Annotated in this window: 24 protein-coding genes; 23 read left to right on the plus strand and 1 reads right to left on the minus strand. The window is 69.8% G+C overall.

The features are described 5' to 3' along the window. Window positions 1-7: 7 nt before the first annotated feature. The 15 genes from ACWC1K_RS24695 to ACWC1K_RS24765 all read left to right on the plus strand — a co-directional run bounded on the left by ACWC1K_RS24695 (window position 8) and on the right by ACWC1K_RS24765 (window position 6,790). Window positions 8-427 carry a hypothetical protein gene (locus ACWC1K_RS24695; RefSeq protein WP_450834307.1) on the plus strand — a complete coding sequence of 140 codons (420 nt, stop codon included), beginning with the start codon at window positions 8-10 and terminating at the stop codon, window positions 425-427. Beyond that, the gene (locus ACWC1K_RS24700; protein ID WP_450834309.1) at window positions 424-969 is read left to right on the plus strand and encodes a hypothetical protein; all 546 of its coding nucleotides are present in this window, start codon (window positions 424-426) and stop codon (window positions 967-969) included. Before ACWC1K_RS24695 ends, ACWC1K_RS24700 begins: the two co-directional genes overlap by 4 nt. Before the next feature lie 5 nt (window positions 970-974). Then, a complete protein-coding gene (locus tag ACWC1K_RS24705) occupies window positions 975-1,304 on the plus strand; it encodes a hypothetical protein (protein WP_450834310.1) in 330 nt (109 codons plus the stop codon). Further along, window positions 1,301-1,648, plus strand: a complete 348-nt coding sequence (locus ACWC1K_RS24710) for a hypothetical protein (RefSeq protein ID WP_450834312.1) — start codon at window positions 1,301-1,303, stop codon at window positions 1,646-1,648. Before ACWC1K_RS24705 ends, ACWC1K_RS24710 begins: the two co-directional genes overlap by 4 nt. Further along, window positions 1,645-1,914, plus strand: coding sequence for a hypothetical protein (locus ACWC1K_RS24715; RefSeq protein ID WP_450834314.1), 270 nt, complete (start codon window positions 1,645-1,647; stop codon window positions 1,912-1,914). Before ACWC1K_RS24710 ends, ACWC1K_RS24715 begins: the two co-directional genes overlap by 4 nt. Further along, window positions 1,911-2,123: a hypothetical protein gene (locus tag ACWC1K_RS24720; RefSeq protein WP_450834315.1), complete on the plus strand. Its 213-nt coding sequence runs from the start codon at window positions 1,911-1,913 to the stop codon at window positions 2,121-2,123. The genes ACWC1K_RS24715 and ACWC1K_RS24720 overlap by 4 nt, the downstream gene beginning before the upstream one ends. Further along, window positions 2,120-3,157 carry a YqaJ viral recombinase family nuclease gene (locus tag ACWC1K_RS24725; protein ID WP_450834317.1) on the plus strand — a complete coding sequence of 346 codons (1,038 nt, stop codon included), beginning with the start codon at window positions 2,120-2,122 and terminating at the stop codon, window positions 3,155-3,157. The genes ACWC1K_RS24720 and ACWC1K_RS24725 overlap by 4 nt, the downstream gene beginning before the upstream one ends. Before the next feature lies 1 nt (window position 3,158). Next, entirely contained in the window at window positions 3,159-3,938 is a 780-nt protein-coding gene (locus ACWC1K_RS24730; protein WP_450834319.1) for an ERF family protein, read from the plus strand. After that, window positions 3,935-4,780 carry an exonuclease domain-containing protein gene (locus ACWC1K_RS24735; RefSeq protein WP_450834321.1) on the plus strand — a complete coding sequence of 282 codons (846 nt, stop codon included), beginning with the start codon at window positions 3,935-3,937 and terminating at the stop codon, window positions 4,778-4,780. The genes ACWC1K_RS24730 and ACWC1K_RS24735 overlap by 4 nt, the downstream gene beginning before the upstream one ends. Continuing rightward, entirely contained in the window at window positions 4,777-5,067 is a 291-nt protein-coding gene (locus tag ACWC1K_RS24740; RefSeq protein WP_450834323.1) for a hypothetical protein, read from the plus strand. Before ACWC1K_RS24735 ends, ACWC1K_RS24740 begins: the two co-directional genes overlap by 4 nt. Beyond that, window positions 5,064-5,357: a hypothetical protein gene (locus ACWC1K_RS24745; protein WP_450834325.1), complete on the plus strand. Its 294-nt coding sequence runs from the start codon at window positions 5,064-5,066 to the stop codon at window positions 5,355-5,357. The genes ACWC1K_RS24740 and ACWC1K_RS24745 overlap by 4 nt, the downstream gene beginning before the upstream one ends. Further along, window positions 5,354-5,914 carry a RusA family crossover junction endodeoxyribonuclease gene (locus tag ACWC1K_RS24750; RefSeq protein ID WP_450834327.1) on the plus strand — a complete coding sequence of 187 codons (561 nt, stop codon included), beginning with the start codon at window positions 5,354-5,356 and terminating at the stop codon, window positions 5,912-5,914. Before ACWC1K_RS24745 ends, ACWC1K_RS24750 begins: the two co-directional genes overlap by 4 nt. After that, window positions 5,911-6,216: a WhiB family transcriptional regulator gene (locus ACWC1K_RS24755; RefSeq protein WP_450834328.1), complete on the plus strand. Its 306-nt coding sequence runs from the start codon at window positions 5,911-5,913 to the stop codon at window positions 6,214-6,216. Before ACWC1K_RS24750 ends, ACWC1K_RS24755 begins: the two co-directional genes overlap by 4 nt. Further along, window positions 6,213-6,455, plus strand: a complete 243-nt coding sequence (locus ACWC1K_RS24760; protein ID WP_450834329.1) for a hypothetical protein — start codon at window positions 6,213-6,215, stop codon at window positions 6,453-6,455. The genes ACWC1K_RS24755 and ACWC1K_RS24760 overlap by 4 nt, the downstream gene beginning before the upstream one ends. 65 nt (window positions 6,456-6,520) lie before the next feature. After that, complete coding sequence (locus ACWC1K_RS24765) at window positions 6,521-6,790, plus strand: hypothetical protein (protein ID WP_450834330.1); 270 nt, start codon at window positions 6,521-6,523, stop codon at window positions 6,788-6,790. Window positions 6,791-6,940: 150 nt separating this feature from the next. Here ACWC1K_RS24765 and ACWC1K_RS24770 read toward each other — a convergent pair whose 3' ends face one another. Further along, window positions 6,941-7,198, minus strand: a complete 258-nt coding sequence (locus ACWC1K_RS24770; protein WP_450834332.1) for a hypothetical protein — start codon at window positions 7,196-7,198, stop codon at window positions 6,941-6,943. A gap of 153 nt (window positions 7,199-7,351) precedes the next feature. Between ACWC1K_RS24770 and ACWC1K_RS24775 the strand changes: the two genes are divergently transcribed. Genes ACWC1K_RS24775 through ACWC1K_RS24810 form a run of 8 tightly spaced genes read left to right on the plus strand, consistent with a single transcriptional unit; the run spans window position 7,352 to window position 12,678 of the window. Then, the gene (locus ACWC1K_RS24775; protein WP_450834333.1) at window positions 7,352-7,717 is read left to right on the plus strand and encodes a hypothetical protein; all 366 of its coding nucleotides are present in this window, start codon (window positions 7,352-7,354) and stop codon (window positions 7,715-7,717) included. A gap of 3 nt (window positions 7,718-7,720) precedes the next feature. Continuing rightward, window positions 7,721-8,539 (plus strand): DUF2303 family protein, encoded by an 819-nt coding sequence (locus tag ACWC1K_RS24780; RefSeq protein ID WP_450834335.1) that lies wholly within the window; start codon window positions 7,721-7,723, stop codon window positions 8,537-8,539. Beyond that, window positions 8,539-8,838, plus strand: a complete 300-nt coding sequence (locus ACWC1K_RS24785; RefSeq protein ID WP_450834336.1) for a hypothetical protein — start codon at window positions 8,539-8,541, stop codon at window positions 8,836-8,838. Before ACWC1K_RS24780 ends, ACWC1K_RS24785 begins: the two co-directional genes overlap by 1 nt. 11 nt (window positions 8,839-8,849) lie before the next feature. After that, window positions 8,850-10,652, plus strand: a complete 1,803-nt coding sequence (locus ACWC1K_RS24790) for an AAA family ATPase (protein ID WP_450834338.1) — start codon at window positions 8,850-8,852, stop codon at window positions 10,650-10,652. A 13-nt stretch (window positions 10,653-10,665) separates the two neighbouring features. Further along, window positions 10,666-11,049 (plus strand): hypothetical protein, encoded by a 384-nt coding sequence (locus ACWC1K_RS24795; protein ID WP_450834340.1) that lies wholly within the window; start codon window positions 10,666-10,668, stop codon window positions 11,047-11,049. A 58-nt stretch (window positions 11,050-11,107) separates the two neighbouring features. Next, complete coding sequence (locus tag ACWC1K_RS24800) at window positions 11,108-11,710, plus strand: hypothetical protein (protein ID WP_450834342.1); 603 nt, start codon at window positions 11,108-11,110, stop codon at window positions 11,708-11,710. Window positions 11,711-11,716: 6 nt separating this feature from the next. Continuing rightward, window positions 11,717-12,337, plus strand: coding sequence for a hypothetical protein (locus tag ACWC1K_RS24805; RefSeq protein ID WP_450834343.1), 621 nt, complete (start codon window positions 11,717-11,719; stop codon window positions 12,335-12,337). Continuing rightward, window positions 12,334-12,678 carry a hypothetical protein gene (locus tag ACWC1K_RS24810; protein WP_450834345.1) on the plus strand — a complete coding sequence of 115 codons (345 nt, stop codon included), beginning with the start codon at window positions 12,334-12,336 and terminating at the stop codon, window positions 12,676-12,678. Before ACWC1K_RS24805 ends, ACWC1K_RS24810 begins: the two co-directional genes overlap by 4 nt. The last annotated feature ends 48 nt before the right edge of the window (window positions 12,679-12,726 follow it).

Below are 12,726 nucleotides of genomic sequence, written 5' to 3' on the forward strand. Positions count from 1 at the left end.
GATCGCGTTGAACGCATCATCTCAGACCCCCATCCCGCTGCACGAGGCAGCCGTGCCGTGGCACGAGAAGCAGGCCGCGCGTGAGCGGAACGAGCTCTCGTACCAGACGACCTGCTCGTACCACGGCCTGCCCGAGGCGCACGTCGCCGCGCGAGCCACGGAGTCCGCGGTCCTAGTCACGGCCACCGACATCGACGTCCTCGCCGAGTGGCTGTTCGTGCAGGGCGGCAAGGTCAGGACGTCCGATCTCCCGTGCGGCCAGACCGTGTGGACGCTGGAGACGCGGACGTGGACGGACTCGCCGAAGTTCCCGCCGGTCCCGGTGTTCGTGACGGTGGTCCTGGTGACGGGCGAGTCTGTGATTTGGGAGATCGAGGACGCCACCCGCACGGCGCGTCCGGCCGCTGATGAGGCGGTGTCGGCATGAGCGAGCCGATCGTGAACGCCGTGGGTGCGGTGCGCGAGTTGGGTGCGCTGCCGGTGCCGATGGGCGCGGAGCCGTCCCCGTTCCCGCCTGCCTCTCGGGACTTCGAGGAGAAGCTCCGGCAGGACGTTGCCCGTCTTCAGGGCCTGTTGGCCGAGGCGGTCCGCGATGCCCACTTGGCTCGTCGTGAGCGCGACCTGATCCGTGAGCGGGTGTCGGAGCCGTACGGCTGCGCCCACTGTGGTGAGGCGAAGCGCTATCACGGTCGTCGGTACATCGCCAGCGCGGGCGTGCACTCGTGGGAGCAGCCGTCCGACGAGCAGGTCAAGGGCCGGATGCTGGCCCGGCGTGCGGCCCGGTTCCCGTTTCCGACGGTCCCGGAGTTGGACCAGGTCGAGGACGAGCTGGCGGGCGCCAACCTCTCGTTGTACGAGGAGGAGTTGACGTCGACTCGGCTGCGGCTGGCCCTGGCGTCGGCGCAGCGCGGGCGGCGTGAGTTGCGGGCCCGGGTCGCCGAGCAGCGCACGCAGACCGGCGGTGCGTGATGCAGATGCCGACCGAAGTCATCGACGCCCTCGCCGACATGAGCGTCGAGCAGGCCCTGTCCCTCGCGGTCGGACTGTTCGGCTCCGCCGCCTGCGCGTGCCTCCTCCTCATCGACGCCCACATCGACCCCGACACAGCCACGGGCCGCGCCATCGCGACGGCACACCAGACCGCAGTACACGCACGCCACGACCTGAACCGGTGGGCGGCTATCGCCTGGCTGCACACCAGGAAGGGCGTGCTCCTGGCCCGGATCGCTCTGGTGGCGCTGCTCCTGATCGCGGCCGCCTACTTCGCCCCCGCTGACTCCGCCTCGAAGGAGAGCGTCCGATGATCCACTCGAATAAGCCTGACCTCTCCTGGGAGACCAGCAGCGACCACCTGCGGGGCGTCCTCCGCGTCGACCAGATCCGCAACGACACCCTCGTGCAGCTGGTGCAGCACTGGGCGGACCCGAAGGCCCGTGACGAGATCCTCGACGCGCTCGACGAGCTCGCCGACGTCGTCACCCACGCCCGCCGTGAGGGCGAGTTGGACGCGGCGATCGAGCAGGTCGAGGACGCGGCGTCGATGGACACCGCCCAGGTCGAGGTCAGCTCGCACGACGTGCGGCGTCTGCTGGCTGAGAACGCCGAGGTTGAGCGGGTCACGTCGCGGTTCCTGCGGAGCGCATCGTGAGCGCCCGGGCCGAGCTGGTCCATCAGCTGCAGTGCGTGGGCGCGAACACCGAACGCGCCGCCGAGGAGATCGCTGACGCCCACGCGGCGGAAGTCCTCGCCGCCGACGGGCAGCAGTACCCGGGCCAGCTCGCCATGCTCACCGGCCTCGTCGCCACCCTGCGGGCCGTCGCCACGCACGGCGACATCGACGACGTCCGCAAGCTCCTCGACGAGCACCAGCGCGACGAGCAGGACGCGTACGCCGAGGCGGGTGAGCGCCGGTGACCGCCCGCCAGCTCCTGCCGGCCGCCGCCTACGTGGCCGAGGTCGCTGTGTTCGCCGTCGTTGCTTGGTTCGCCGCGTGGCCGATCCACAGCCCTGCTGTGTCCATCGCGACCGGCGTCACGGCCGCCTGGTTCGCCGGGATGTTCCTGCCCTGCCCCTGCCACCGCGCCACCTCACGTCGCACCACTTCGAACGGGGACCGCACATGACCGACACGACCGTGGCCGGGCCCACCAGCCCGGCCGCCGGCCGCCGGGTCACACCCACTGGCCGACTCATCCTCCCCGCCGACGCCGACCGCGCCGACTGGCTCACTGCCCGCCGCTCCGGCATCGGCTCCTCCGACGTCCCCGCCATCCTCGGCCTCGTCGAGCAGAACCCGCCGATCAAGGTCTACTACGACAAGCTCGGCTACGACGTCGACGATGCAGGCGAAGCCGCCTACTGGGGCACCGTCAACGAGGAGAACGTCGCCCGCCGTTGGGCCATGCAGAACCGCAGCGTGATCCGCCGTGTCGGGCTCGTCGCCCACCAGGATCACCCGCATTGGATGACCACCCTCGACCGGCGCGTCACCGAGTGTCCCCTTGACTCCAGCGAGCAGGCGCCCTGCGCGCTGGAGATCAAGACCCGGTCCGCGTTCAAGTCCGCGCAGTGGCACGCCGGGGCGCCCGACGACGTCACCGCACAGGTGCTGTGGCAGATCGCCGTCAACGGCTACGAGCACATGCACTACGCGGTGTTGATCGGCGGCAACGACTACCACCAGGGCGTCATCCGGGCCGACCAGTACACGGACGTGCTGGACGACATCACCACCGCGGTCGACAAGTTCTGGACCGAACATGTGCAGGCGCAGGTACCGCCCGCCCCCGACGGCGACGGGGAAGCCGTCACCCGGGTGCTACGCCGCCTGCACCCCACCCGTTCCGGGGCTGTGGACGTCGACATGCACCCCGACGCCTACGACGCACTCTGCGACTACAACCGGCACCAGCGCGCCGAGGCGGCCGCGAAGAAGGCGAAGAACCAGGCCAAGGCCCGCATGGTCGCCGCGCTCGGCGACGCGCAGGAAGCCCTGCTCTCGGGTGAGCGGGCGTACTCGCTGGAACCCACGAACGCCGCGCCGAAGGTCGACTTCGAGCTGATGGCCGAGCGCTACCCCGACGCCTACGCCGCCTGCGTGGCCCCGAATCCGACCGAGCGCATCTCCATTGCGCCGCAGTACAAGGGGGAAATCTGACATGGGACTGCGCGAGAACGCAGCCGTCGCGGCCGGCCGGACGCTGGATGAGACCGAGCTGGCCGACGTTCGGTACGAAGTACGTGAGACGCCTGACCTGACCGAGCCTGACCTCGGCGATCTCACCCAGGACGCCGAGTCCGTCCCAGCCGTCGTTGCCTGGTCCCGCGTCATGGGCGAAGTCCGCGCCATCGGCAAGAAGCAGGAGTTCAGGGGCGGCAACGCGGGCAACTTCAACTTCCGTGGCGTCGACCTTGCGTTGAACGCCTTCGGCCCCGCCTGCCGCAAGCACGGCGTCGTAGTCGCCCCCGTGAAGGTCGAACCGCAGTACCGCGACATCGGCACCAAGGCAGGCGGCACGAAGCGAGAGTGCACCGTCCTCGTCACCTACCGGATCTTCGGACCGTCCGGTGACTTCTTCGACACACAGGCCGCAGGCGAGGCCTCCGACTCCGGCGGCCGGTCCACGCCGAAGGCACAGAGCATCGCGCTGCGCACGTTGTTGCTGTCGGCCGGTCTGGTGCCGACCGAGGACCGGGACGCGGACGCCGACCACTTCGAGCGGGCCGAGTCCCCGGTGCGTACGGCCGCCTCATACCGAGACGAGATTTTGGAACAGGGCACGTCCCGGCAGCGGATGGCGCAGATCAACTACGAGATCAAGCAAGTCGGTCTCTACAACACGAAGGTCACCAACGAGGTTGGCGACGAGGAGCCGCTGGGCGCGTTCTTGTTCCGCGTCGGTAACGAGCGGTTCCAGGTTCAGGGCGGTGGCCAGTGAACGCCCCCTGGCACGTCCAGCGCATGGCCGCCCTCGACTTCGAGGCATCCGACAAGGACCCGGCCACCGCCCGCATCGTCTCCTGCGCCCTCATCCTCGTCGGCGGCGACCTGCCCACCGACACCCGCGAATGGATCGTCAACCCCGGCATCGCGCAGGAGCCCGGCGCGATCGCCGTCCACGGCCTGACAGACGAGTACCTCGCCGAGCACGGCACACCGGCCGAGCAGGCGATCGGTGAGATCGCCAAGTCGGTGGCGGAGGTAGTGGCCGCGGGCACGCCGCTGGTCGGCCACAACCTCGGCGGCTTCGACCTGAATCTCCTCAGCGCGGAGTGCCAGCGACACCTCGGCGACTCCCTCGAAGGGATCGCGCGACAGCCGCTCACGAGGGTCATCGACACGATGATCTGCGACTGGTGGGCCGCGCCGTTCCGGCGGCGAGTGTCGAAGGACCAGGGCCCATACGAGATGAAGACGACCGCCCAGACGTACGGGCTCGGCTGGGACGACAAGGCAGCCCACGAGGCCACCTACGACGCCCTGATGTCCGCCCGCGCCGCCTACCGCATGGGGGCGATCGCGCACACGCGGCCGGAGGACCGGCCCGACTGGGTGCAGCAGCTGCGGAACCGGCGCGGCCCGTACGACCGGTTCAATGACCTCGCGTTCGTAGACGTCGAGGAGCTGCACCGCCGTCAGGCGCGGTGGGCGGCGGAGCGAGCGGACGGGTTGCAGGCGTACTTCCGGGACCCGGCGAAGTCGGGTGAGAAGCACGATCCGGACGCGGTGATCGACGGCCGGTGGCCGCTGCGCCCCGTCGAGACGGGCGGTGCCGCATGAGTTTGCGCCGCAAGTACGACGACCTCCTCGACCGCTACAACGCGCGCGTCGCCGCCGACGAAGCCGAAACCGAAGCCACCGCCACCGAGGACTACGCCCTCTCCCACCTCTCCGCCGAGCTCGACCGGTGCAAGGAGACCGTGGCGCTCCACATCGTCGCCGCCGGGCATCCGTCGACGGTCGTGCATGACGTGAAGGCGTTCGCGGAGTCGCTGCGTGAGGCGCTCGCCGCGAACGGCGTCGATCTGCGGTTGGAGCTCGCCCGCCTCGAAGGGAGCCAGCTGTGAACGACCGCATCACCGCCGGTGCCGCCGCCGTCATGGGCACGCTCGTCGCCGCGACCGCCGCCGTCCGCTGGGCCGTCGCGCCCACCCGGCCGGCCATCGACGAGGACGACCTGATCGGGCCGCCCACCGCCTACACCACCGCCTTCGATCACGCACCCGCACCCATCTGCCGCAGCTTCGCCTACTGCCCGAACTGCCGCTGCACGACGGCGGGCTCGGTCAATGACAACGGCTGGCTGTGCGGCGAATGCCTCCAGCCCGCCACAACCACCACGGGGGGACAACCGTGAGCACCACCACCATCGCCTGCGCCGAGCCCGCAACCGGCCCGGCCCGACCCGACCTTGAGTTCACCGTCCACGACCACCGGCCCGCCCCGCAGGGCAGTAAGAAGCGAGGCCGCTACGGGCAGATCATCGACGACTGCAAGCGCCTCCATCCCTGGCGCGAGGCCGTCGAGGATGCCGCCCGGGACGCCATGATCGATGCACAGGACGACCCTGAGGAGTGGGTCATCTCCGAGTGCCTGCCCGGCGGAGTCATCGAGGCAAAGCCGATCGAGACGCTGGACGGTCCGCTGTCGGTCGAGATCGTGTTCACCGTCCGCAAGCCGGCCTCGGCCCCGAAGCGGCGCATCACCTGGCCCACCACCCGGGACAGCGGTGACATCGACAAGCTGCTCCGCTCCACGTTCGACGCCCTCACCAACGCCGGCGCGATCGCCGATGACTCGCGGGTCGTCGAGGTCACCGCGCGGAAGGTGTTCCCGGGCGAGGGCCTCGACGCGCTCGAAGCTCCTGGTGCGGTGATCCGCGTGTGGAAGCTCGCCGAGGCGGTCCCACGGTGAGCGCCTACAGCGGGCAGATCCCCGACACCCGCACCCTCCCCGGCGAATGGGCCAAGCAAGCCGCCTGCATCGGCCTCGAAGACCAGATGCACCCCGACAACGACGAACGCGAGATCGCCGACGCGAAGGCCATCTGCGGCCGCTGCTGGGTGACCCGCGAATGCTTCTGGGACGCCGTCGCCACCGGCGACATGCAGCACGGCATCCGAGCCGGGCTGCGGCCGAACGAACGGCGGGCCGTGCTCAAGGAGTTGCAGCGGCGGCAGGCGGAGAAGGCGGCGGACACGGAGCTGGCGGCATGAGCGCCGCTCTGTGGCTGGACTCCGCGCTCACCGTCGACCTCGGCGAAGGCTTCGAGATCAAGCAGGGCGACCGCGCCGGACAGATCAAGTACACGCGTCAGCCGCGCGCCAAGTTCGAGTGCCTGCGCTGCAACAGCCTCGAAGGCCCGGTGTCCGGGGCGGCGGCGGTGATGCGGTTCACGGCCACGGTCCGGGCCGCGCACATCTGTCATGCGCCGCCCCGGCAGCAAGCCGCCTGACCGCTCAACAACAAGCGCCCCGCCGGGCGGAATCCGGCGGGGCACCACACCCCAAGGAGAACACGATGCCCGACCAGCCCAACACCCTCACCCCCGACGAGGTCAACGCGATCGTCCGCAACATGGACGACCCCCGCTACCCGACCCGCATCACCGTCTACTGCGACCGCTACGGCTGCGAGACCGAGCACACCGGCGAGTACATGGTCAGCGCGGAGATGGACAGCGAGGAGCGCCTCGCCATCGCCCGGAAGCACCTCGTCGATAACGCGGGGTGGGAGCACACCGACGAGGGCGACGACTTCTGCCCCACCCACGCCGGGTCCGGCGACTGACTACCTGACCGGCGGCCGGCCCCACAGTGCCCCCGCGCTGCGGCCGCCACCGGGCCCGTCCCCGCACTTCCCCCGCCGCGGGGACGGGCCCAACCCGCACAACACGAAGCCCCGCCGAAGCGGGGCCGGATACGGAAGGAGGGAACGGTGTCAGGACGCCGCGGAACGTTGCTCCTCGACCTCGCGCACAAGCCGGCGTACGTGCTCGCGCGTGTACCCGGTCAGTTCCACCACGTCGCCCTGCCGCATGCCCTCCCGCATGGCATCGGCCATGGCGATGGCCAGCGCGGCGCGCGCGTCATCGGCGCGCTTCTCGGCAGCGTTCTTGACGCGCACGGCCTTCCGCAGTGCGGCAACGGTTTCTTCGGTGGCGGGCATGTCGACATGTTCGCACATCCAGGTGGCCACACGGAAGCCCACTCCTCAATGGCGATTCCGATACTCCCATGTGGCCACATTCATGTGGCATCATGGATGTGCGCCAGAGGCCCGTAGTGCGCAGCACTCACACACGCACTGGCCTGCCCATTCACCCCACCCCATCCGCCAGAGAGGCACCACGTGACCACCCAGACCGACACCGAACACCAGGACGACTTCGCCGTCTTCCTCATCCAGCACAGCCGCGGCGAAGCCCACATCCAGATCAGCAGCGAACTCCGCGAGCTGCTCTCCGCCGTCCAGGAACACGGCCGCAAGGGCTCGCTGACCCTCAAAGTCACCGCCGAACCGCCCAAGGGCCACGTCGACGGCCAGCCCCTCCTCATCTCCGTCGAGTCCGAGCTGAAGGCACCCCGGCCGATCGCGCCGCCCTCCATGTACTTCGTCGACGACGACGGCCGGCCCACTCGCAACGACCCCCGCCAGATGCAGGCCTTCGACGTCCGCGACATCAACACCGCCACCGGCGAGATCAAGGAAATCTGACCCGTGACCAACACCGACAGCAGCAGCGTCGTCGCCATCAGCACGCTCGCCCAGCAGGCCCTCGCCCCCAAGGACGTCGAGCCCGGCAACATCTACCTTGTCGCCACTGCCGACGGCCGCGTCCAGACCGTCGACCTGACCGGGCCCGAGTACACCGGCCAGCTCGCCCGCAAGGTCGGCACGACCGTCGTCCGCGACGCAGCGTCGTTCCTCACCTACTACGCCAAGCACCACGACGACGCGTCCGAGGTCTACTCCGACGTCGAGAAGCTCACTGTCGTGGCCGTCCTCGACGCGCACTCCGCCGACGAGCCCGGTTTCGGCGGCCACCGCCTCAGCCTCCAACTGCGCCGCACCAAGGCCTGGGAAGAGTGGACCAAGCTCGACGGCAACCTCGTCAGCCAGGACGACTTCGCGAACTTCCTGGAGGACCACCTGCCCAACCTCGTCGAGCCGGACGCCGCGACCATGCTGGAGATCGCGCAGTCCATCAAGGCCACCACGAAGGCCGACTTCCAGAGCAGCAGCCGGCTGCAGTCCGGTGAGCGGAAGTTCAGCTTCGTCGAGGACACCAAGGCTTCCGCCGGGAGCAAGGGCGACATCGCGATCCCCGAGACCTTCAAGATCGCCGTGCAGCCGTTCGAGGGTGCTGACCCGTACTCGATGACCGCCCGCTTCAAGTACCGGCTCGGCGGCGGACAACTCGCCCTCGGCTTCAAGTTGGAGCAGCCCGAAGAGCGCGCCAAGGCCGCGTTCACCGACGTCCTCCAACAGATCGCCGAGGGCATCGACACGCCGATCCTCAACGGGACACCGGCCTGATGGCCGGCCGCGGGCAGGGACGCGCCGACTCCCGCTGCCCTGCCTGCGGCCTGCCCCTCCTCGTGCAGTGGGTCGGTGACGTCGCAGCCCTGAAAGCCCGCGTCACCCTCCCGCCGCCCGAGGAACGCCTCCCGTACCCGCAGGCACTCGCCGACCGCACACCGGACGACCTCGTGTGGTGCCTGCCCCGCCTCCCGCACCGGGCCCTACGGCTCCGCTGGACCGGACTCCGGCACCCGCCGGACTGCCCGCACCAGCACCTCACAACGCACAAGTGCCCGACGCAACCGCTCTTCTGAGGAGACCGCCCGTGGACAACGTCCGCCACATGCCGCGCGACCAGGCGGACACCGACGGCTTCACCCGAGTACCGCCCTGCGACCTCGAAGCCGAGGAATACGTCGTCGGCGTCGTCATGCACTCCAAGGTGGCCTACGACGAGTGCTCCCTCCTCATCACCCGCGACGACCTGTACAAGCCCGCCCACCAGCTCATGTGGGACACCGCCGCCGGCATCCACGCCACCGGGCAGCCCTGCCATCCCGCTCTCGTGCGCGCCGAGATCGAGAAGCGCGGGCAGCTCCACCGCGTCGACAACGGCACCCTCATCCACAAACTCGGCGACCTCACCATCGCCCCCCTCATGGCCGCGTCGTTCGCCGAGCGCATCGCCGAAACCGCACGCCAACGCCGCTACGACGCCCACTCCACCGCCCTCAAAGCCGCCATCGACCGCAAGGCCGACGGCGACGAACTCGCCGCGCTCGTCGCGGACTTCCAGCAGGGCGAGGCCCTCCGTGAGAACACCGGCCGCGGCCCCGCCCACCTCGTCGCCTCGTTGCTCGACTGGGGCACCTTCTTCGCCACCGACTTCGGCGCCATCCAGCTCCTGCCCGGCAAGCTCATGGGCCCCGGCCAGCAGATCACCGTGGTCGGCGACGGCAAGGCCGGCAAGTCCCTGTTCGTGCAGGAGTGGATGTGGCGCATGGCCACCGGCCAGTCCTTCCTCGGCGACCACGCGCAGGAGCCCGTGCGGATCCTCTACTTGGACGCGGAGAACGGGCAGGAGCAGGTCCAGGAACGCTTCCTGTCCTTCGGCGCCGGCCCGCGCCACATGGGCGAGTTGCGCTACGCCAGCTTCCCACCCGTACGCCCCCTCGACACCGCAGGCGGAGGAGCCGACCTCCTCGCCCTGGTGAAAGCCACCGGCGCCGAGCTCGTCGTCATCGACACCGTGTCCCGGTTCATCGGCGGGCCCGAGAACGACGCCGACACCTGGCTGGCGCTGTACCGGCACACGCTGCTGCCCCTCAAGCGCGACCGCATCGCCTCCGTCCGCCTCGACCACTTCGGCAAGGACAAAGACCGCGGCGGCCGCGGCTCCTCCGCCAAGACCCAGGACGTCGACCACGTGTGGGAACTGTCCGCGCAGGGCGGCGGCGCGCTCACCCTCAAGCGCACCCACACCCGCACCGGCATCGGCCCCGACTTCTTCTCCCTCATCCGCCAGTCCAAGCGCGACGGCGACAACTGGGCACTCGGCGGCACCCGCCACGTCCTCATGACATACGAGACGGAGCCCGACACCGGGATGGCCGCGATCCCGGGCACCGTCGAGCACATCATCGCCACCCTCGACCGGGCCGGCGTGCCGAACGAGGCGGGCAACCGGGTGGTGCGGGAGAAGCTCGCCGAGCTTCACGTACCGGGCAGTAACACGAAGATCGCTGAGGCCGTCCGAGCCCGCAAATCACGGTCCGAAATGCCAGGTTTCGACGTTTCCCCGCAACGTTTCCCCGAGGCGTTCCCCGACACGTTTCCCGGAAACGTTTCCCGGAACGCACCCCGGAACGAAGAAACCGCAGGTCAAACGTTTCCCGGAAACGTCGGGGAAACGCCAGGAACGCCCCCCGTTCCCCACGTTCCCCCCACGAAGTGGGGGAACGGGGAGGGAACGCAGGAACAGCAGAAGCCACAAGAACCCCTCTGCACCGTCTGCGAGAAGCCCCTCACCGGCTACCGACTCGACCGCGGCTACGACACCCACCTCGGCTGCGAACCCGAAACCGGAAGCCACCCACCACAACACGACGCACCCCACGACGCCGCCTGAAAGGACACCCGCCATGACCACCACGCCCAACACCCTCATCCCCGAACCGACCGTCCAGACCACCGGCTACACCGTGAGCTGCCTGCCCGAAGGCCACGACGAGCGGTGGACGTTCTCCGTCCGCGTCTCCTACCGCGGCGAGGGCCTGTGGTCCGTGCAGTGCCGCGGCCAGTACGTCGACGCCAACGGGCAGCGCTCGCCCGGCTTCCAGTGGAGCCACGGCCCTCAAGAGCCCGCCACGCAGGCGGAGATGGACGCCTACGACGCTGAGCAGGCCATCTGGCTGAAGGCGTACCGCTTCGACCACGACACAGCGCTCCGGATCGCACGGGAGCTGGCGCCGACGCTCACCTACCGCGGCCGGTCGGTGGCCGACGTGCTGAGCCCTGCTGTGTGACCCCCAGCCGCCAAATAGACGCCACGCCATCCCAACGCCCAACCAACAAAGGAAACCCATGAACACGCAGCCCACACCACCCACCGACCAGCAACTCAACGACCTGGAAACCCTCGCCAAGAACATCCCCGCCGGCCCGTGGACCGTCGACGACACCCACGCGGAACTCCGCGGCTCGCACGGCAACCTGCTGGCGGACCTGTGGGACGACCGGCTCGGCGCGTACTTCGCCGCCCTGTCGCCTGACGCTGTTCGTGCGCTCGTCGCCGAGGTGCGCCGCCTGCGCGCCGCCCTCGCCAACGAGGAACGCCAGCACGGCGACACCATCGACGACCGCGACCACTTCCACGAGATGGCCGACAAGCTGGCCTACGCAGTCGCCCCGGAAGAGGTCATCGGCGAGCACTCCTCGATGAACTGCCCGTGGGACAACGCCCTCGACCTGATCACCCCGATGGCCGAGGTTGACAAGCTCCGCCAGCAGTTGGCCGCGGGCCGCGCCCAGGCGTGGCGTGACCTCGCGGACAGGGCCGACCCCCAGCGTCCCGAGGTCTCGTTCTTCGGCGACCACGGCCACCAGGTCGGCGCCTGGATGCGGAAGCAGGCCGAGTACGAAGACCGCAACGCCGCGGTCCGGCCGGCCGTCGAGACGGGAGCGTGACCCGTCATGGCCACCGCCACACCCAGCAGCGACCGAGCCCGCCGCCGGACCATCGTGTGCGCCTGCTGCGGCCAGACCGCCGCCCACCGCGGCCGCGGCTACTGCGTTGCCTGCTACACCCGATGGGTCTACCACGGCCGCCCCGCCGGCGGCCCGCCCAAGCCCGGCGAGACAACACCGAAGCCGCGCGCCAAGACCGACCGGATCATTCCCGCGTTCTGCGGACACGGCCATCGCCTCAACGTCGAGAACCTGCGCTTCACCCCCGACGGCATCCGCTACTGCCGAGCCTGCCGGTACGTCACCGAGAAGACGTACAACGAGAAACAGTTCACGTACCGGCACGACGGGCACGACGTCATCCCCACCGTCGACGGCCGCCGCTACTGCCGCACCTGCAACCGCGGCGACCACGACATCGACGAGATGGCGATAGAGCGCACCGCCTCCGGCGACCGGCCCGCACGGGTCAGCCCCGCCGAGCTGGAAGCCGCCGTCATTCAACTGCGCCTGTACGGCCTGACCTACGAGCTGATCGCCGCCCGCACCCGGTGCAGCCTCCGCCACGCCTGGTGGATCTGCGAGCGGAACGGGCTGACCAAGCCGCGGGCGGTGAAGACCGCATGAGCCGTCACGAGGAGATGTGCCCGCACTGCCGCGGCAAGGCCGGGCTCGACGAGACGCCAACCGTTGAGGCGCGGGAGATCACGCTGCCGGCCGTGCCGACGGCGATCCGCGTGCACCAGTCCGACCAGCCGCCGTTCGACTGCACCCTGCACCCCGACGGCACCCTCACCGCGGTCCTCGCCGGGGAACTGCGGCGGAATCACTTCACGCTCGCCGAGATGTGCGAGCGGAACTGGGCGGGCGCGCACATCGAGTTCGATCCGCCGCCGCTCATCGAGGAGCCCGAGCCGGAGCCTGCGCCCGCTGTGGTGCAGGGCGTGATCCCGCTGACTGTCGCATGACCACACCGGACCGGCCGCCTGCTGGAGCTAGCAGCAGGCGGCCGGCTG

It is taken from the genome of Streptomyces sp. NPDC001492, from assembly GCF_053597275.1.

What these genes read in the sequence shown, in the direction of transcription:
- ACWC1K_RS24810 (WP_450834345.1), top strand. Translation starts at nt 12,334, where the DNA reads ATGAGCCGTCACGAGGAGATGTGCCCGCACTGCCGCGGCAAGGCCGGG.
- ACWC1K_RS24795 (WP_450834340.1), top strand. Translation starts at nt 10,666, where the DNA reads ATGACCACCACGCCCAACACCCTCATCCCCGAACCGACCGTCCAGACC.
- ACWC1K_RS24765 (WP_450834330.1), top strand. Translation starts at nt 6,521, where the DNA reads ATGCCCGACCAGCCCAACACCCTCACCCCCGACGAGGTCAACGCGATC.
- ACWC1K_RS24705 (WP_450834310.1), top strand. Translation starts at nt 975, where the DNA reads ATGCCGACCGAAGTCATCGACGCCCTCGCCGACATGAGCGTCGAGCAG.
- ACWC1K_RS24700 (WP_450834309.1), top strand. Translation starts at nt 424, where the DNA reads ATGAGCGAGCCGATCGTGAACGCCGTGGGTGCGGTGCGCGAGTTGGGT.
- ACWC1K_RS24800 (WP_450834342.1), top strand. Translation starts at nt 11,108, where the DNA reads ATGAACACGCAGCCCACACCACCCACCGACCAGCAACTCAACGACCTG.
- ACWC1K_RS24730 (WP_450834319.1), top strand. Translation starts at nt 3,159, where the DNA reads ATGGGACTGCGCGAGAACGCAGCCGTCGCGGCCGGCCGGACGCTGGAT.
- ACWC1K_RS24725 (WP_450834317.1), top strand. Translation starts at nt 2,120, where the DNA reads ATGACCGACACGACCGTGGCCGGGCCCACCAGCCCGGCCGCCGGCCGC.
- ACWC1K_RS24805 (WP_450834343.1), top strand. Translation starts at nt 11,717, where the DNA reads ATGGCCACCGCCACACCCAGCAGCGACCGAGCCCGCCGCCGGACCATC.
- ACWC1K_RS24785 (WP_450834336.1), top strand. Translation starts at nt 8,539, where the DNA reads ATGGCCGGCCGCGGGCAGGGACGCGCCGACTCCCGCTGCCCTGCCTGC.
- ACWC1K_RS24760 (WP_450834329.1), top strand. Translation starts at nt 6,213, where the DNA reads ATGAGCGCCGCTCTGTGGCTGGACTCCGCGCTCACCGTCGACCTCGGC.
- ACWC1K_RS24740 (WP_450834323.1), top strand. Translation starts at nt 4,777, where the DNA reads ATGAGTTTGCGCCGCAAGTACGACGACCTCCTCGACCGCTACAACGCG.
- ACWC1K_RS24710 (WP_450834312.1), top strand. Translation starts at nt 1,301, where the DNA reads ATGATCCACTCGAATAAGCCTGACCTCTCCTGGGAGACCAGCAGCGAC.